This is a genomic window from Neobacillus niacini NBRC 15566 (genome assembly GCF_001591505.1).
Lineage (GTDB): Bacteria > Bacillota > Bacilli > Bacillales > Cytobacillaceae > Neobacillus > Neobacillus niacini.
Genome location: NZ_BCVA01000014.1, coordinates 52,625 through 71,741, shown reverse-complemented (window position 1 = coordinate 71,741; position 19,117 = coordinate 52,625). Strand labels below are relative to the sequence as shown.

19 protein-coding genes are annotated in these 19,117 nt (G+C 37.8%); 18 read left to right on the top strand and 1 reads right to left on the bottom strand.

Annotated features, from left to right (window positions below):
- The first annotated feature begins 123 nt into the window (after nucleotides 1–123).
- Entirely contained in the window at nucleotides 124–372 is a 249-nt protein-coding gene (locus BANA01_RS13160; protein ID WP_063253450.1) for a hypothetical protein, read from the top strand.
- A gap of 98 nt (nucleotides 373–470) precedes the next feature.
- Here BANA01_RS13160 and BANA01_RS13155 read toward each other — a convergent pair whose 3' ends face one another.
- A complete protein-coding gene (locus tag BANA01_RS13155; RefSeq protein WP_063253449.1) occupies nucleotides 471–1,070 on the bottom strand; it encodes a TetR/AcrR family transcriptional regulator in 600 nt (199 codons plus the stop codon).
- Between the two features lie 220 nt (nucleotides 1,071–1,290).
- Between BANA01_RS13155 and BANA01_RS13150 the strand changes: the two genes are divergently transcribed.
- From BANA01_RS13150 to BANA01_RS13070, 17 genes are all read left to right on the top strand, one after another.
- On the top strand, nucleotides 1,291–2,058 hold the full coding sequence (locus BANA01_RS13150; RefSeq protein ID WP_063253448.1) for a 3-hydroxyacyl-CoA dehydrogenase: 768 nt from the start codon (nucleotides 1,291–1,293) through the stop codon (nucleotides 2,056–2,058).
- A gap of 51 nt (nucleotides 2,059–2,109) precedes the next feature.
- Nucleotides 2,110–3,264 (top strand): thiolase family protein, encoded by a 1,155-nt coding sequence (locus tag BANA01_RS13145; protein WP_063253447.1) that lies wholly within the window; start codon nucleotides 2,110–2,112, stop codon nucleotides 3,262–3,264.
- A 78-nt stretch (nucleotides 3,265–3,342) separates the two neighbouring features.
- On the top strand, nucleotides 3,343–4,281 hold the full coding sequence (locus BANA01_RS13140) for an MBL fold metallo-hydrolase (protein WP_063253446.1): 939 nt from the start codon (nucleotides 3,343–3,345) through the stop codon (nucleotides 4,279–4,281).
- 133 nt (nucleotides 4,282–4,414) lie between these two features.
- Nucleotides 4,415–5,569, top strand: coding sequence for an acyl-CoA dehydrogenase family protein (locus BANA01_RS13135; RefSeq protein WP_174524421.1), 1,155 nt, complete (start codon nucleotides 4,415–4,417; stop codon nucleotides 5,567–5,569).
- Nucleotides 5,566–6,657: an acyl-CoA dehydrogenase family protein gene (locus tag BANA01_RS13130; protein ID WP_063253445.1), complete on the top strand. Its 1,092-nt coding sequence runs from the start codon at nucleotides 5,566–5,568 to the stop codon at nucleotides 6,655–6,657. Before BANA01_RS13135 ends, BANA01_RS13130 begins: the two co-directional genes overlap by 4 nt.
- Nucleotides 6,658–7,470, top strand: coding sequence for an enoyl-CoA hydratase/isomerase family protein (locus tag BANA01_RS13125; RefSeq protein WP_063253444.1), 813 nt, complete (start codon nucleotides 6,658–6,660; stop codon nucleotides 7,468–7,470).
- An 85-nt stretch (nucleotides 7,471–7,555) separates the two neighbouring features.
- Nucleotides 7,556–8,338 (top strand): enoyl-CoA hydratase/isomerase family protein, encoded by a 783-nt coding sequence (locus BANA01_RS13120; RefSeq protein WP_157411785.1) that lies wholly within the window; start codon nucleotides 7,556–7,558, stop codon nucleotides 8,336–8,338.
- Between the two features lie 106 nt (nucleotides 8,339–8,444).
- Nucleotides 8,445–9,500, top strand: coding sequence for a phosphotransferase family protein (locus BANA01_RS13115; protein WP_063253442.1), 1,056 nt, complete (start codon nucleotides 8,445–8,447; stop codon nucleotides 9,498–9,500).
- A gap of 21 nt (nucleotides 9,501–9,521) precedes the next feature.
- Nucleotides 9,522–10,727, top strand: a complete 1,206-nt coding sequence (locus BANA01_RS13110; protein WP_063253441.1) for an acyl-CoA dehydrogenase family protein — start codon at nucleotides 9,522–9,524, stop codon at nucleotides 10,725–10,727.
- 19 nt (nucleotides 10,728–10,746) lie between these two features.
- Nucleotides 10,747–11,508, top strand: a complete 762-nt coding sequence (locus tag BANA01_RS13105) for an SDR family NAD(P)-dependent oxidoreductase (RefSeq protein ID WP_063253440.1) — start codon at nucleotides 10,747–10,749, stop codon at nucleotides 11,506–11,508.
- Nucleotides 11,509–11,583: 75 nt separating this feature from the next.
- Entirely contained in the window at nucleotides 11,584–12,753 is a 1,170-nt protein-coding gene (locus BANA01_RS13100) for an acetyl-CoA acetyltransferase (protein WP_063253439.1), read from the top strand.
- A gap of 4 nt (nucleotides 12,754–12,757) precedes the next feature.
- Nucleotides 12,758–13,162: a Zn-ribbon domain-containing OB-fold protein gene (locus BANA01_RS13095; protein ID WP_063253438.1), complete on the top strand. Its 405-nt coding sequence runs from the start codon at nucleotides 12,758–12,760 to the stop codon at nucleotides 13,160–13,162.
- Between the two features lie 218 nt (nucleotides 13,163–13,380).
- A complete protein-coding gene (locus tag BANA01_RS13090; protein ID WP_063253437.1) occupies nucleotides 13,381–14,154 on the top strand; it encodes an enoyl-CoA hydratase/isomerase family protein in 774 nt (257 codons plus the stop codon).
- A gap of 26 nt (nucleotides 14,155–14,180) precedes the next feature.
- Nucleotides 14,181–15,728: a class I adenylate-forming enzyme family protein gene (locus tag BANA01_RS13085; RefSeq protein ID WP_063253436.1), complete on the top strand. Its 1,548-nt coding sequence runs from the start codon at nucleotides 14,181–14,183 to the stop codon at nucleotides 15,726–15,728.
- Nucleotides 15,729–15,763: 35 nt separating this feature from the next.
- The gene (locus BANA01_RS13080) at nucleotides 15,764–16,609 is read left to right on the top strand and encodes a 3-hydroxyacyl-CoA dehydrogenase family protein (RefSeq protein WP_063253435.1); all 846 of its coding nucleotides are present in this window, start codon (nucleotides 15,764–15,766) and stop codon (nucleotides 16,607–16,609) included.
- Nucleotides 16,610–16,672: 63 nt separating this feature from the next.
- Nucleotides 16,673–17,815, top strand: coding sequence for a thiolase family protein (locus BANA01_RS13075; RefSeq protein ID WP_063253434.1), 1,143 nt, complete (start codon nucleotides 16,673–16,675; stop codon nucleotides 17,813–17,815).
- Nucleotides 17,816–17,843: 28 nt separating this feature from the next.
- Entirely contained in the window at nucleotides 17,844–19,082 is a 1,239-nt protein-coding gene (locus BANA01_RS13070; RefSeq protein WP_063253433.1) for a CaiB/BaiF CoA transferase family protein, read from the top strand.
- Nucleotides 19,083–19,117: the final 35 nt, after the last annotated feature.

Sequence of the window (19,117 nt, the reverse complement as noted above, 5' to 3'; positions counted from 1 at the left end):
TAATGATATTTTATCACAACATATTTTAATCACCAGTTTTGTTTTAGGCTAAATGGAATAATTTTGTATGAATAAAAATTATCGGAGAATACTATAATTAAATACCAGTAAAGGAGATAGGGAATGTCTATTGAAATAGGAATGAAATATCAAATTTCTCAAAGCATTAAGGGGAATTTTAATTCTGCAGATTCAATGACGGTTACCACTAATAATGGTATTACCGTTCAATTTACACTAGAAGATGGAAAAGGACATGGGTCAATGCCACTGGATCACTTAAACTATTTAGTAAGGCGATCCAATCTTACCCCAATGACTTCGAATAAGAGAGTACTTTTAAGTTCAGAAAATGAAGAAAAAATAGGATAACAAGGAAAGCCTCCCATTTTCACAAGGAGGTTTTCTTTCTGGAGTGCACCGAAAATCAAAATGGCATTTTTAGTCACTCCAGCCACTTTACTAAAAAATTAACCGTCCGCTTTTATTAACATTTTTAATAAGTAGTCAGCATAAGCTTCAGAGATTTCTTCTGCACTTTGGGGACCGTTTTGGTTATACCATTCTTGGATCCAGTTAAGAGCACCTAAAATGATTAAACGTACCATTTTTACGTCCACTTCACCAAACACCTGTTTATTTATACCTTCATGAATGATTCTATCAAAATAGTGAGAGTAACTTTTTCTAAGGTCGAGAACTTCTTTTAGCTGCTCTTCTGAAAAATTATGATTTGGCTTTGTTAGAGCCATGAACATTGATTTTTCACTTGCAGCAAGTAGAATATGTTCCTTAATCGCACTTCTTAGCTTTTCGATTGGGTTGCAATCACTTTCAATTACTTTCTCAATTCCATCTAGACAAATCTCCATAATCATTAAATGACATTGATAGAGAAGGTCGTCTTTATTTTTAAAATAGTAATACATCGATCCTTTTGTCATCAAGAGTTTGGCAGCAATTTCTTCCATCGTCGTTCCTTGGTATCCTTTTTCCACAAGAACAGCTGCAGCAGAACGAAGGATTTCCTGCTTTTTTTTCGCCATTTTCTGCGTTCTAAAAGAGGACATATACTTTACCTCCTAACACTTTAAACTTCGTAATCTATCATCAATTATTGGTTAATTTTTTGCCTTTGTTTAACTATAGGACAGCATATCTAATAAATCAACAGCGTTCAAAGATTTTTTGACTTTGTGTTCAAAAAATAAATCAATTGTAAAATTATTAGAAAATTGCTATTATTTTTACAAGGGATGAAAACGGTATCACTAGAAAGGGGGAAATAAGGTGAAAATACAAGATTCTATAGCTTTGATAACGGGTGGTGCTTCGGGACTTGGAGAAGCAACAGTCCGGAATATTATTAAAAACGGTGGTAAGGCAGCTATTCTCGACCTCTCTGAAGAAAGAGGGATGAAGTTAGCAGAAGAATTAGGGGAGAACGCTGTTTTTTACAAAACGAATGTAACGAATGAGGATGATGTACAAAACGCCATCGAATCTGTGATTGCTACATTTGGGAGTATTAATACGGTGGTGAATTGTGCAGGTATTGCTATTGCTGAAAAAACTGTAGGCAGAAACCAAGCACACAGTTTTAATAATTTTAAAAGAGTGATTGAAATCAATTTAATTGGTACGTTTAACGTGATTCGTCTTGCTGCTGCCCAAATGGCAAATAACCAGCCAAATGAAGAAGGTGAAAGAGGAGTAATTATTAATACAGCGTCTGTTGCCGCATTTGATGGTCAAATTGGTCAGGCTGCTTACAGTGCTTCCAAAGGCGGTGTTGTAGGAATGACGCTTCCAATCGCACGCGACTTAGCGAAATCCGGAATCAGAGTGATGACCATCGCACCTGGATTAATTGAAACACCTCTTTTTGCTTCACTAACGGAGCAGGCAAAAGCTGCATTGGAATCCCAGGTTCCATTTCCATCCAGACTCGGACGTCCTTCTGAATATGCGCAATTAACACAGTCAATTATCGAGAATTCCATGCTTAATGGAGAAACCATCCGCTTAGATGGAGCCATTCGTATGGCACCTAGGTAAGCCGCGAAATTTTTACAATAAAAATATTAATTACAAATGGGGGAAGAGATTATGCGTGAAGTTGTGATTGTAGAAGGTGTTCGTACACCTGTTGGAAAAAGAAAAGGAATATTGAGCTCAGTCCGTCCAGACGATTTGGCTGCAAAGGTATTAAGAGAATTAGTAAATCGTGCCGGCATTTCACCTGGGATGGTAGAGGACGTAATCATGGGTTGTGTATCACAGGTGGAAGAACAAGGTATAAATATAGCACGTAATGCCGTTTTAATGGCAGATTTCCCAATCCATGTGCCAGGAACCACCTTAGATCGACAATGCGGTTCCGGTCAGCAAGCCATTCATTTTGCTGCCCAAGCCATTCTTAGTGGTGATATGGATATTGTGATTGCCGGGGGAGTTGAAAGCATGACACGTGTCCCACTTGGTTCGACTCGTCAAAATTCACAATTAAGTGAGGAGCTTACTTCACGGTATGAAATTATTCATCAAGGCTTATCTGCAGAAAGAATTGCTGATAAGTGGGGGTTTACACGCACTCAATTAGATGAATTTTCAGTAGAAAGCCATAATCGTGCATTAAAAGCGCAAGAAGAAGGTAGATTTGACAGAGAGATCATGCCTTTAGAGGTTACTTTAGAGGATGGCAGTACGGTGGTCGTGAAGCAGGATGAAGGACCTCGAAAGGGCTCCACTGTAGAAAAGTTGTCCACACTTAAAACAGTCTTTAAGGAAGATGGAAAAATCCATGCAGGAAACGCCAGCCAAATGAGTGATGGTGCTGCGGCTGTATTATTGATGTCACGTGAGAAAGCGGAGGAACTGGGGCTTAAACCACGATTCCGGATTGTCGCCCGTTCAGTAGTGGGCTCTGATCCAACATTAATGCTGACAGGTCCAATTGAAGCAACAAGACAGGTTTTAGCTAAAGCAGGTCTGACAATTGAAGATATGGACACCTATGAAGTTAATGAGGCATTCGCACCGGTGCCAATGTGCTGGTTAGAAGAAATAAAAGCGGATCCGATGAAATTGAATCCTAATGGAGGAGCGATTGCTCTTGGACACCCTCTAGGAGCAACAGGAGCAAAATTGATGATTTCGTTGATGCATGAACTAGAAAGAACTGGCGGCCGTTATGGATTACAGGCAATTTGTGAAGGCGGCGGTATGGCGAACGGAACGATTATTGAAAGAATTAGTGAATAAGAAACTCTAAGGGATAAGCAGCAAAAAATATGTATTTGTTGCTTGTTCCTTTGTAAAAAAAGAAAGGAGATTAATATTTTGCTAAGCGATATAGGTGTAAAACAAATAACTATCCCTTTGCCATTTCGATTAAATCATGTAAATTGCTTTTTAGCAGAAGGACTGAGAGGATGGACCATTATAGATGCTGGATTAAATAATGAAGTATCTAGGGATATTTGGAGACCCATTATTGAAACACATGATGTCATGGATATTATTGTAACACATTACCATCCTGACCATTTCGGCTATGCAGGAACCCTGCAGCAGCTTACAAACGCAGATGTGTGGATGACGGAAATAGACGCAGAAGCAGGATTGACCTATTGGGAACCAAATACAATAAGGAATGTAAATAAGCATTATGATACCTGTGGGCTTCCTAATAATTTATCACAGGTGATAACTTCCGATGAACGCAGCTTTAATCAACATGTCAAGCCTTATCCAACGATTCAGCACTATCTTGAGGAAGGTGTAAAAATGGTGATAGGAAAGTATGAATATGAGGTTATTCATACTCCGGGGCATTCAGATGGTTTAATAACTTTGTTTAATAAAGAGAATAGTATATTATTTTCAACCGATCATATTTTACCGAAAATATCTCCCAATATTTCGTACTGGTTTCGTGGTAATCAAAATCCGTTACAATCTTTTATGAATTCCTTGGAAAAAATAAAATCATTGGATGTTGACTATGTCATTCCTTCTCATGGAAAACCATTTAGAAATGCTAATCAACGAATTGAAAAATTATTGGCACATCACCACGAACGATTAGAGCAGACATATGAGTCGATTATTCAACCTGCTACCATTTATGAGGTTAACTCAAAGCTGTTTAAGAACTTGAATATCCATGAAACACGTTTTGCAGTGGGTGAGACGCTCGCACATTTGGAGTACCTTATATCTAAACATCGAGCGAAAAAATTTATTGAAGGTGGAACATGGTATTATACAGCTTTATAAGAAAATTAGTTGCAAAATTCAAAATAATCACTTAAAATAAAAATGAAAGTGGTCTCATTTTTATTTTAGGAGATAACTTACATACATTAAAATTAGATATTTAATTTTAAATAACTATTGAGGTGATATATCAATGAAAGCTATTCGTATTCCTATCATTGAACTTCCCAAAGAGTCTGAAGAGTTAAGAGATGAAATTAGACAATTTATATCAGAGGAAAGAGAAAAAGGTACTTTCGAACCTAAATGTGATAGCTGGCTTAGCGGATATTCACCTGATTTATCAAAAAAAATGGGAGAAAGAGGATGGATAGGAATGACGTGGCCGGCTAAATACGGTGGTCAAGAACGTTCCTCCATTGAAAGATATATTGTAACGGAAGAATTTTTAGCCGCAGGTGCACCTGTTGCAGGACATTGGATTGCAGACAGGCAATCAGGCCCACTTTTTCTTAAATTTGGTACAGAAGAGCAAAAAATGTTTTTTTTACCTAAAATCGCCAAAGGTGAATGCTATTTCTCAATTGGCTTAAGTGAACCAAATGCCGGATCAGATCTTGCTGCTATCAAATCTAGAGCCGTAAAGGTGGATAAAGGATGGATTTTAAATGGCAGTAAGATTTGGACAAGTGGAGCACATTTCTCTCATTATATGATTACTCTTTGCCGAACTTCTACTCAGGACCCCAACAACCGTCATGCGTTTATGAGTCAATTGGTAGTCGATTTATCCTCTTCTGGGGTGACAATTAGACCCATTCAACTAATGACTGGAGAACACCATTTTAACGAGGTATTTTTTGATGATGTATTTATTCCGGATGAAATGGTTGTGGGTGAAATTGGGAATGGATGGAATCAAGGAATGGCTGAATTAGCATATGAACGAAGTGGTCCCGAGCGCTTTCTTAGTACCTTTCCACTTCTAAATGAACTTACCAATATTTTAGTAGAACAAGGGGATAAAAATGGATTAAATCAGGTAAGTACAGTCGTTTCTAGATTATGGACCTTACGAAATATGTCTCTCGGAATAGCACAACTGTTAGAAGAAGGTGTCCCTTCAAATACTATTGCCTCTCTTGTAAAAGATATGGGAACAAAATTAGAACAGGAGATGGCAGAGATTGCTAGATTAGTTGTAAATGTAACTCCTTCACTACAATCAGATTCTTTGATTGAACGATTTATGGCTCAATCAATTTTACATTCACCTGGGTTTACCTTAAGAGGGGGTACAACGGAAATTTTACGTGGCATTGTTGCAAAGGGGGTAATTCAAAAATGAGTGAAATCCAAGAAATGATCATTGAAACCACTGAAAAAATTATGCAAAAGTATTCTACAAAAGAAGTAATCAATAGTGCAGAAGAAGGTCAGTGGGCAGGGAACCTTTGGAATCAGCTTGTAAACAATGGAATGATAACGGTTGCAATCCCGGAAGAGTTGGGTGGAAACGGTGGAGATCATTCGGATGCATTATGTATCCTCCGCTTAGCAGGAAAATATGCTGCACCTATCCCCATTGCAGAAACATATATGGCCAACTGGATTTTATCTAGACTTGGAATTTCCGTTTCAGAGGAAATTGTAACGATTTCATACCCTGATGATTCACAATCCTTTGTGCTAAATAAAACCGATGATGGCTGGAGTATTTCAGGGAGGGCCAAAAATGTTCCTTGGGCACGATATGCAAATAAAATGCTTGTATTCGGAAAAACAACTGAAGGCGATGTACTCACCACAGTCAATTTAGATTATGCCCAAATAAAGAACAACATGAATCTTGCTGGTGAGGCACGGGATGAGGTAAGTGTTGACAATGTCTATGTGGAGGATTCAACTGTAATCCATATTGATAAAGATGAACAATTAAATTATTTATTTTTTGCCGGAGGTCTTACAAGATCTGTCATGATGGCGGGGGCGTTAGAAAGTATATTAGATATTGTGATTAACCATACATCCGAAAGAGCGCAATTCGGAAAACCTCTCCACCGTTTTCAAGCCATTCAACAGCAACTAGCACTTCTGACAGGTGAAACAGCAGCAGCAAGTATGGCGGCTAATTGTGCGATAAAGTCATTTGAAACAAATCCATTTTCAAAAGAGATTGCACTAGCCAAAATTCGTGTGAATGAAGCTGCAGGGACATCTTGTAAAATTGCACACCAAGTACTTGCTGCAATTGGATTTACGTATGAACATACATTACATCACAATACCCGCAGGCTTTGGTCTTGGAGAGATGAAAATGGGACAGAAAGAGATTGGCAGCAAATTGTTACAGCTGAGTTAATGAAACTAGATAAAAATGAATTATGGTCATTAATGACGAATGTAAAAAATACCCTTAAAAAGGTGGAACAATAAATGCAGGACTTAATTTTTAATGTTGAAAACAATATCGCAAGAATCATTTTAAACCGTCCAGATTCACTAAATGCTTTCAGTTCTGAAATGATTTCTTTGTGGATTCATGCACTAGAGACAATTCGTGATTCTGATGATATTCGTGTTGCTGTGCTTTCCGGAAATGGGCGTGGATTTTGTGCAGGTGGAGACATTAAATCAATGGCTAAAGGTGAGGGCTTCCTTAAAAGTGAAGGACAGGAAGATCTTACATCAACAGCATTGGCTAGAAAAAACCAACTATGGAAAAAAGTACAACGAATTCCTCTTCTATTACAAGAGATTGATAAACCTGTAATTGCTGTACTACATGGTGTCGCATTCGGTGCGGGATTTGATATGAGTTTGGCTTGTGATATCCGAATCGCTGCTGAAACGACGAAAATCTCTGAAAGTTATATTAAAGCTGGTATCGTACCAGGTGATGGAGCAGCGTATTTTCTACCACGGATGGTTGGTGTTGATCAAGCGTTAGATTTGTTATGGACGGGCAGGGTGTTTACAGCAAAAGAGGCGAAGGAACTTGGTCTGGTTACACATGTAGTTGAAGATCATCTGTTAAATGAATTTGTTGAAAATTATGTTGAAAAATTAGTAAATGGTCCGCAAGAAACGATTCGTTTTACAAAGAGAGCAGTTTATCAGGGTTTAGATATCAATTTGCGTACTTCTTTAGATATGATATCTTCAGCAATGGGAATTGTGACAGAACTAGAGGATTTTAAAGAAGGGGTTAATGCAGTCGTTGAAAAGAGAAAACCTAATTTTAGCTAAATGAATCAGATCTTAAGAAAGTGCAGGACTTTACCCTGCATTTTTTCATCATAATTTATTAAGGTTTTGAAAGGAATGCATGAAGATGACATTCAATCAAAAAGTTAAGTATGACGTTATTGAAAATATAGCGGTCATAACATTAAATTCAGCCGAAACCCTAAACGCCCTAGATTCCGAACTAATCAATGATTTAAACCATGTACTAAATCAAGTTGAAAACGACTTAGAAGTGAAGATTGTCGTATTAACAGGTAAAGGTAAAGCATTTAGTGCCGGTGGAAATGTAAAAAGTATGGGGGATAGGACTACCCTTGAAACGATTGAAATCATGAGTCAGGCCACTAAGGTTATAACACGTATCACAGAGATGAAAAAGATTTTTATTTCCGTTATAAACGGCTATGCAATGGGAGCTGGGTTGAGTTTAGCATTGGCCAGTGACATTATTTTAGCCCAGAAAAATGCAAAGTTTGGATTAAGTTTTATTAATGTAGGGTTAGTACCAGACTGTGGACTTCTTCATTTTCTGCCAAAAATAGTTGGTCCATGGAAAGCAAAAGAATTAATATTTTCTGGTGCTATTGTGACTGCAGCGGAGGCTTACCAGTATGGAATTGTAAATAGATTAGTTGAGGAAGATCAAGCATTATCTGAAGGATTAGACTATGCAAAAAAATTAGCAGCTGGACCCTTACAGGCTATGACATTTGTTAAAACGATTATAGAAAACAGTCAATACCTTGATTTAAATGGGACGATCCAATATGAAAATTTTGCGCAGGCAGTTTTGCAGCAGACAACGGATCATAAAGAAGGGTTACTAGCATTTAGAGAAAAACGGGCACCAAATTTCATCGGTAAGTAAAATCAAAAAAATATTTAAATACACAATATATAAGTTGAAATTTTCTAAATATTCTTTTAAAATTAAAATGAAAGTGTGCTCACTTTTACTTTTAGGAGGAATCTAAATGAATGAAACCATTCCCATTAGACAGGGAGAAGGAATAGACCAGAAATCCCTTAAACAGTTTGTATTAAATCAATTGTCGGATATTCCTGATGATAATATAGAGGTAAGACAATTTCCTTCAGGGAAATCGAATTTAACCTATGAAATCCGAATGGGTGAATGGGAAGCAGTATTAAGAAGACCGCCATTTGGGCCATTACCGCCAAAGGCACACGACATGAAAAGAGAGTACGAATTATTAAATAATCTTTATACTTGTTTTCCATTAGCGCCAAAGCCTTATATTTACAGTGACGATAAAACAATTATAGGTAGTCCTTTTTATATCATGGAACGTAAGAAAGGGCTGACCCTTAATGACGATTTGATACGTAAAAAAAATATGACCATCCAAGATAAACAACTTATTTCACAACTAATGATCGACGCTATCGTAGAACTTCATAATGTGGATTACAAAAAAGCTGGTTTAGAGAATTTTGGTTATCCACAGGGTTTCATTGAAAGAAGACTTCAAAATTGGATAAACAGATATGACAGATATAAAACAGATGACATAAAGGTTATTGATCATTTAATTAAATGGCTGGCTAATAACATCCCAAAACCTCAAGAACCAACCCTTATCCACCACGACTTTAAGTTAAATAATGTTTTACTTTCCGACGACTCCAAATCTATTACGGCTATTTTAGATTGGGAGATGGCTACCATTGGGGACCCTTTATTCGACCTCGCCGCTTCATTAAGTTATTGGGTTGAAGTAACGGATTCTGATTTACTAAAAAATAGCTTAGAAACAACTACTGCCCAAGCTGGTTTTATTAGTAGAAAGGAATTTCTAGAAAGCTATGCTAATAAAACGAATCGTGATATATCCTCTTTTAATTACTATCTTGCCTTAGCTTACTTCAAAATAGCTGTCACTCAACAACAAATCTACTATCGATACAAAACCGGTGCCACACAAGATTACCGTTTTGCTAAATTCCAGGATAGTGTTAAAAATCTCATCATTTATGCAGAAAAACTAACCCAGAATAAAAATTTATAAAGTATATGGAGGGTAAGAATAATGATATTTGAAAAGTCAGAAAAACTCGTAAGGTTGGAAAATGAAATTACGGCATTTATGGAAGAGTATATTTATCCCAATGAAAACTTATTTGAAGAACAATTAAATCAAAATGAAAATCGTTGGCAGGTTCCGCCGATTTTGGAGGAATTGAAAGCAAAAGCTAAAAATGCTGGACTGTGGAATTTGTTCATGCCTGATTATGAACACGGAGTAGGATTAACAAATTTAGAGTTTTCGTCATTAATGGAAATCATGGGACGTTCGTTAATGGCACCTGAGGTGTTTAATTGCGCGGCTCCTGATACTGGAAATATGGAAATACTAGAGAAGTTTGGAACAGAGGAACAAAAAGAGAAATGGCTCAAACCATTACTAGCTGGAACGATTCGGTCAACATTCTGTATGACAGAACCCGAGGTTGCCTCCTCTGATGCGACGAACATTCAAACAAGTATAAGAAAAGACGGTGACAGTTATGTCATTAATGGACGAAAATGGTGGTCTTCTGGTATTGCCTATGAAAATTGTAAAATATTAATCGTCATGGGCAAAACGGACCCAACAGCACCTAAGTATGATCAGCAATCTATGATACTTGTACCAAAAGATACGCCAGGAGTAAAAATCATCCAGCATTTATCCGTTTTTGGTTATGATGACGCGCCACATGGGCATAGTGAAGTGATTTTTGACAATGTACGGGTACCGTCTTCGAATATTTTATGGGCTGAAGGAAAAGGATTCGCTATTGCTCAAGGAAGACTTGGACCGGGGAGAATTCATCATTGTATGCGCCTGATTGGCTCTGCAGAACGCTCTTTGGAATACATGATTAAAAGAGCGCAACAACGGGTTACTTTTGGAAAACCATTAATTGAGCAAGGTGTTATACGTAATTGGATAGCTGAATCAAGAGTTGAGATTGACCAGGCACGCTTACTCACTCAAAGAGCAGCCTACATGATGGATACCGTTGGAAACAAAAAAGCTCGGGGTGAAATAGCGATGATAAAGGTAGCAGCACCCTCAATGGCACTTAAGGTAATCGATCGAGCAATCCAAGTACATGGCGGCGGCGGAGTTAGTGATACATTCCCGATGGCAAAATTGTGGGCAAAGGCCAGAACTACTCGAATTTCTGACGGTCCAGATGAAGTCCATAAAACTACTATTGCTAAATTAGAAATTAAAAAATATCAATAGGACAGGAGGCTAACCTATTTTGGAAAAATTACTAGACTTAACAGGTAAGGTTGCATTAGTCACAGGAGGAAGTAGAGGGATTGGTGCACAAATAGTAAAAGATTACGCAGCACAAGGTGCGGATGTTGTTATTGTTGGCAGGGACATCGGAAAATGTGAAGAAATTGCACATGAAGTCAGCCTAATGAACCGAAGGGCACTACCAATTTCTGCGGATGTCTCCAACCTAAATGAAATTAAAGCAATGTTTAAAACTACTTTTCAAGAATTTGGAAAACTTGATATTCTAGTAAATAATGCCGGGGCTAATTCTACTAATCAAGCCATTAATGTGACAGAAGAAGAATGGGATTATATATTCAATATCAACTTAAAGGGGCTGTTTTTTTGCAGTCAACAAGCTGCTGAAATTATGATTCCTCAAAAGACTGGAAAAATCATCAATATCTCTTCAATCGGAGGTTCAAGAGCTTATCGAAATATTGCACCCTATGCAGCGAGCAAGGCGGCTGTTATGCACCTCACCAGGTCACTCGCAAATGAATGGGCTCGTTACAATATTCAGGTTAACTCTATCGCACCAGGGTTAATTGCAACGGACATAAATAAAAAAGATCTATCGGATCCGAAAGCCTTAGACCGAATGCTTAAAATGATACCGCAAAGACGTTTAGGAGAAGCAAAGGATATTTCGTCCATGGCAGTGTATTTGGCTGCCAAGGTTTCTGATTATATTACTGGTCAGACTTATTTTGTTGACGGCGGCAAAACAGTAGAATAGTAGTAAGAGAAAGAAAAGTTCAAAAAACCTTTTAAATGAAATTTCGGAATATATTTGGGGAAGGACGATTTATAAATGTCAATAAAAAGGGCAGCCGCTATTGTGGGGGTCGGAGATGTCGAGTTAGAAAACGGCAAAGTTATAGGAAACAAATCCGTTTTTCAAATACAGGCTATGGCAGCTAAAAGGGCATTAGATGACGCAGGAATTAAAAAAGAAGAAGTGGATGGATTATTTACAGCAGGATTATGGGGATTGCCTGGAGTTGGGCAATTTCCTTCTGCTGTTATCGGTGAATATTTAGGGATACAGCCAAGATATTCGGATTCCACACAAATAGGTGGTTCATCATTTGAAGCACATGTTGGCCATGCAGCAGCTGCAATCCAATCGGGATTGTGCGAAGTGGCTTTGATATTATATGGAAGTACGCAAGCCTCAGATAGCGTGAGGCTGCCTGTTAAACCAACTACTCTTACAGGGCAATATGAAACACCTTTTGGATTGCCAAACCCAGTAGGTGCCTATGCAATGGCAGCTCATAGACATATGCATCAGTACGGCACAAAACAAGAGCACCTTGCTGAGATTGCTGTAGCCACAAGAAAATGGGCACAGCTCAATCCAGAAGCTACAAAGCGAGAACCTTTATCGATAGATGATGTGTTAAATTCTAAAATGATTAGTGATCCACTGCATTTGTTGGATTGCTGTCTTGTAACCGATGGCGCAGGAGCGATTGTATTAGTTTCAGCCGAACGAGCAAAGGATTGTCGAAAGAAACCTATCTGGATATTGGGCCAGGGAGAATCACATTCCCATTGGTCAATTCATGCAATGCCTGATTTAGCAACGGTCACATCGGCGCAGAAATCTGGAAAAGCGGCATTTGAGATGGCAGGAGTTACACATGATGATATTGATGTGGTTGAAATCTATGATTCTTTTACTATTACTGTTTTGCTCACCCTTGAAGCCCTTGGTTTTTGCAAGCCTGGAGAAGGAGGGGACTTCGTTGCCAATCAAAGAACTGCCCCTGGCGGAGTTTTTCCATTAAACACAAACGGCGGGGGTCTTTCCTATGCACACCCTGGGATGTATGGCATATTTTTATTAATTGAAGCTGTCCGCCAATTGCGCGGGGAATGTGCCGAAAGGCAAGTAGAAGGTGCAAAAATAGCGTTGGTTAATGGTATAGGCGGCTCGCTTTCCACTTCTTCTACGTGTATTTTAGGGAGGGATTAAAGTTATGACTGAATACAAAAAACCAATTCCAACACCTGATGGTGATTCTAAAACCTTTTGGGATGGCTGCAGTGAAGGGAAACTGTTAATTCAAAAATGTAATGATTGTAAGAATCATATTTTTTACCCAAGAGAGGTTTGCCCTCATTGTATGTCAGACCAGCTAAATTGGGTTGAAGCAAGTGGAAAAGGCAAAGTGTACTCGTATACCATTGCACGCCGGGCCGCACACCCTTCCCTTATAGAGGATGTACCATATATTGTCGCATTAATAGAATTAGATGAGGGTGTAAGGTTGATGTCTAATATTATTAATTGTGATGTTGAGGAAGTACGATGTGATATGGATGTTAAGGTAATATTTCAAAAGCAAGAAGGGATGGTATTACCTAAGTTTGAGCTTGTTTAGAGTTGATTCTGTTATAAGGAAATTAAAGAGGTGACAAAGTAAGAATAGTTAACTTTGTCATCTTTTTACTAGTTATAGTAAAGTTCTTACAAAAATTTTTGGACAATTCTAAAAATATCGACTTTTTAGTTTACAATATATTTACGCTGTTATAAAATAAAACTGAAAGTAATCTCACTTTTATTTTATATAAAATAAATCGGGAAAGAGGTTACCATATGAGCTTTAAATTTCACAAAGTACATCAAAAGGAAAAATATGCCATTATTCAGATAGACAATCCACCAGTTAATGCATTAAGTGATGAAGTGAAGCATGAACTACAAGTTGTCTTAGAATCATTAAAGGATAACAATCACGTCATCATCTTGACCGGCACAGGTGAAAAGACTTTTGTCGCAGGAGCAGACATAAAGGAATTAGCAAAATTAAATGAAGAAAGTGGAAGAAATCGGGTAAATAAAAGCAGAAAATTATTTTCTTATATTGAGAACTATCCGATACCAATTATTGCTGCAATAAATGCTTCAGCATTAGGTGGAGGTTTTGAAATTGCAATGTGTTGTGATATTTGTATTGCGACACAGAATGCAAAGTTTGGTTTACCTGAAGTGGGGTTAGGGGTGATCCCAGGCGGAGGTGGAACACAGAGACTGCCAAAGCTTGTTTCCCCAGGACTCGCAAAACTAATGATTTATACTGGGAAGCTGATTACATCAGATGAAGCAGAAAAGCTGGGTATTATTCAAATGGTGGTCAATCAGGAGAACTTGTTAAATGAGGCTGAAAAAATTGCTAAAATCATAACAAAAAAAGCTCCCTTAGCCGTTCAATATAGCAAAATCAGTATTAATCAAGGAATAAATATTGGGTTAATAGAAGGATTAAATAAAGAAGGTGAACTCTTCTCAAAATTATGTTCGACAATTGATAAGAATGAGGGAGTAAGCGCTTTCTTAGAAAAAAGAAAACCTACCTTTAATGGTAAATAGGTGTTTCCGGAATAGAGGGTGATATTTTGTTAGTAAAAGATATTTTAAACCATCATAATAAGGTCAATCCTAGGAAACTTGCGATCATTTCTAATGAGCGTCATCTTACTTATCGCGAGTTCTTTTCTCGGGTTCAACGTGTATCGAATGTATTAACAGATAAATTAGGATTACGAAAAGGCGATCGGTTTGTCATTTTATCTCAGAATAATGGCTATATTCCTGAACTATTTTTTGCTTCCGCTCTAACGGGTTCGGTCGCTGTACCAATTAATTATCGATTAACAGTAGTTGAAATTTGTTCGATTATTAAAGATGCAGAAGCGAGTGCCATTTTTGTTGATTCTGACCATGCAGGATGGTTAGAGGAGATTTTAAAAGTGACTGGTATCAGGTATGGTGTTGAACTTCAATCTGAGGAAAATGTCCTAGTTGGTTTGTCCTATGAAAACCTAGTACAAGAGGCCCCAGATAAATATGATAATAACACAATATATGAACGTGATATCGTCTTACAAATCTATACTTCAGGTACAACAGGAACACCAAAGGGTGTGATGATATCGAATCGGAATATAATGGCAAATTCCTGGACATCTGTTGTAGAAGGAAACATTCGCCAACATGATCGTTTTTTAAACGTGGCTCCGATGTGTCATCTGTCAGCAGGTTCAAGAGTATTTAGCCTGGCATTTGCTGGAGCTACCCATGTTATTTTAAAAAAATTCGACCCTGATACAGTTTTCCAAATGATAGGAAAATATCAAATCACTCAGGCTCTATTAGTGCCAACGATGATTTCTAGTCTGTTAGAGTCGGAAAATTTTGATTCTAATCTTTTTAGTCATCTTGAAATGATTACGTATGGAGCAGCTCCAATGCCTATTCCCCTCTTACAGAAAGCGATGGATGCCTTTCAATGTAAGTTTTGGAATGGATATGGATTAACTGAAGCAAGCCCTATGCTCACAGGTCTTAAACCTGAAGATCATCTATTAGCTTTACATGATCAAAAGTATGAAAAAATATTAAACTCAGTTGGGAAGCAAATGTTAGGTATTAGTCTGAAAATTGTAGATGACGCTGGAATTGAAGTAAATGCTGGTGAAACTGGAGAAATTATTGCTCATGGCAAAAATATAATGGAAGGTTATTGGAAAAACCCTGAATCTACGAAAGAAACCATAAAAGATGGTTGGTTGTATACCGGTGATATTGGAATGATAGATAGTGATGGATATGTTTATATTGTGGACCGTAAAAAAGATATGATGATTTCTGGCGGACTGAATGTTTATCCTCGTGAAATTGAAAAAGTCATAGAGCAATATGAAGGTGTTAGAGAGGTAGCCGTGACAAGTGTTGCAGATAGTAAATGGGGAGAAGTCCCTATTGCATTTGTTGTTTCAGAAGAAAATTTTTCAATTGAGTCACTACAACTTTGGTTAGCTGAAAGACTAGCAAAATTTAAATTGCCTAAACAAATTATTCTAGTGCAAGAGCTGCCACGTAATACAACCGGAAAAATACAAAAACACGCTTTAAAAACAAAATATTTAACCACAATTAAATAATTGCTATTAGAGAACAGTTCGTAAGGAGGAGTAAAATGCAAAATATTTCAGTAATAGGTGCTGGTATTATGGGTCATGGAATTGCCCAGATAGCAGCATTATCTGGCTATAATGTCGTTTTACGAGATATTAATCACGATATGCTAGAAAAAGGGCTGCAAAATATAGATAGAAGTTTAAATCTTATGATTAAATCTGAAAAAATTACAGAGACAGAAAAGAAAAAGTGTATACAGAAAATACAGGTAAAGACAAATTTATATGAAAGTGTAAAAGAATCGGACTTAGTCATTGAAGCGATACCAGAAGTACTTTCTTTGAAACAGGAACTGTTTCAGCAACTAGATGAGATTTGTCCTCCAGAAACAATCCTAGCCACAAATACCTCCCAATTAAGTGTAACGTTAATCGGTTCTAAAGTATTACGTAAGGAAAAAATAATCGGAACCCATTTCTTTAATCCTGTACCCGTTATGAAACTAGTAGAAATTATAAAAGGTTTAGAGACTTCAGAAGAAACATTACAAACTGTTCAAACGTTTTGTCACACAATCGGAAAAGAAACTGTTGTTTGTAATAAAGATACTCCCGGGTTTATTACAACCAGGCTTTTATTAGCACAACGAGCTGAAGCTTTTCGTCTTTATGAAGAGGGCGTAGCTACCATTGAAGATATTGATAAGGCCATGCGTTTAGCTTTTAAGCACCCTATGGGTCCATTTCAGTTAGCTGACCTCGCTGGTCTTGATACTGGACTAAAAGCATTGACATCTATGGAAGAAAATTATGGGGAACGGTTTAAATCCCCAACGTATTTAAAGCAAATGGTGGCCTTGGGATATTTAGGGAAAAAGAAGGGCAAAGGGTTTTATGAATATTAAGTAATATTTCAAGCGATCTCGCATAGACCAATGTATTTTAAGAAAGTTTGAAGGGAGAAGTTTATGGTTAGAGAAGCAGTTATTGTAGAGGCGTTACGCCTTCCTACAGGAAAAAGAAACGGTATCTATACGAATACACGTCCTGAATATATGCTTAGTTCATTACTTAAAGGTTTAGTGGAAAAGGTGAAATTTGATCCGAAGGAGATAAGGGATGTTATTGTCGGCTGCGTTACACAAACCGCAGAGCAAGGAAATAATATCGCTCGTATATCCACTTTAATGGCCGGTCTTCCTATAGAAGCAGCCGCAATGACAATTAATCGTAAATGCGGTTCTTCCCAGCAGGCAATCAATCAAGCAGCCCAAGGTGTGATTGCTGGCGATTATGATGTGGTTATCGCTGCTGGGATTGAGAATATGACCCGGATTCCGATCGGAGCTGACCGTGTTGAACCTCCAACGGAATTAACAGAATTATATGAAATGATTTCCCAAGGGATCTCAGCAGAAAGAATAGCTGATAAATGGGGGATATCACGGGTGCAGATGGATGAGCTCTCATTACGAAGCCATCAGTTAGCCAGTATCGCCCGCGAAAAGGGAGATTTTAGACGAGAAATATTGCCCTATGAATTCAGGATAGACGGGAAAAAAGAAATCATCAGCGATGATGAGGGGATTCGCCCAAGCACTACTTTAGAAAAATTATCCTCCCTGAGGTCTGCATTTACTGAAAACGGAAAAGTAACGGCAGGAAATTCGAGTCAAATCAGTGACGGAGCTGCAGGGGTATTAATTATGTCCCGCGAGAAAGCACAGGATTTAGGCTTAAAGCCAAGGGCTCGAATCCTTGCACGGGAAGTAATAGGATCTGATCCTACTATGATGTTGGATGGACCTATACCAATAACACGAAGGATTCTCGATAAAACAGGTCTAACTGTTGGGGATATTGATGTTTTTGAATGTAATGAAGCTTTTGCATCGGTTGTCCTAGCTTGGATGAAAGAATTTAAACCGGATTTGGAAAAGGTTAATCCACGTGGCGGCTCTATTGCATTAGGACATCCTACAGGAGCAAGTGGCGCGAGAATTATGACAACCTTACTTCATGAATTAGAAGATATGGATAAACAATTCGGATTACAAGTAATGTGCTGTGGTGGTGGAATGGCAACTGCTACCATCATTGAGCGACTTTAAATCATGTTGAAAGAGAGGCTCAAAGCTAATGAAAAATAATAATCGACTTCCGTTAGAGGGGTTACGAATTTTAGCTGCTGAGCATATGGTTGCTGCCCCTATGGCAACGCAGCTATTAGCTGATATGGGTGCGGAAGTTATTAAAGTAGAGCGCCCAAAGGTAGGAGAATCAGGAAGAGGGACGGGTCCGTTTTTAAAAGATGAAGATGGGACGATTACTTCATCGACCATGTATCGAGTTAATAGAAATAAAAAGAGCATCACTCTAGACATTACCACTAATGAAGGAAAAGAAATATTTAAACAACTTGCGAGAAAAGCTGATGTCGTAGTGGAAAACTTTAGGGCCGGTGTTATGGATAAACTAGGTTTGGGATACAATGACTTAAAAAGTCAGAATCAAAAGTTAGTCTATGTTTCATTAAGTGGATATGGACATAAGGATATTTTGCCTAGTCCATATGCAGGATGGGCTGCATATGGAAATCTAGGTGAGGCATTAGGCGGCATTACCAATAACCTAATTAATAGATCAAAATCGGAAGAACCTCTAGGTTTTCACGGTCTATCCTTAGGAGATATTTTCACATCACTTAATGGAACAATAGGACTGCTAATCGCAATCTTCGATGCTCAGCGTTCTGGTGAAGGGCGTTATGTGGATATATCCATGATGGATAGCCTATTTTTACTAAATGAGCGTCCCATGATGAACTATTCACTAACTGGTGTGAAACCTTCCCCAGAAACATCCTTTTTATCCTTTATTGTTGGCGACTTCCGCGCTGAAGATGGATATTTTACAGTTAGCGTTTATGTAGAAAAACATTGGCAAATGTTCTGTAAAGTAATTGAAAGAGAAGATTTACTATCTAATCCAGATTTTGATACACCTGAGAAACGAGGAAGCCAAGTTGAAAGCTTCTTTAGACCGGTGTTGGAACGATGGGCTAGTAAATATTCTAAACATGAAGTGGCAAAAATGTTCCTTGATGCAGGGATAGCCGCAGCACCTATTCTTGATCCGGAAGATTTAGTAGAAGATCCACATATAATAGCTAGAAATATGCTAGTTGAGTTTCCAATTGGAGATGGAAAAACAATTAAGGCAGTTGGTAACCCAATTAAGATGTCCGGGGTATCTGGAGAAAATGAGATTTATAGACGACCGCCTAAACTCGGTGAAAATACGGATGAAATATTAAAAGCTCTTTTACATTATGACCAGGAAAAAATTCAGAAATTGTATAAAAATAATATTATCTAAGTTTTAACAAAACTAGTAAACAATTAGAAGGGTGG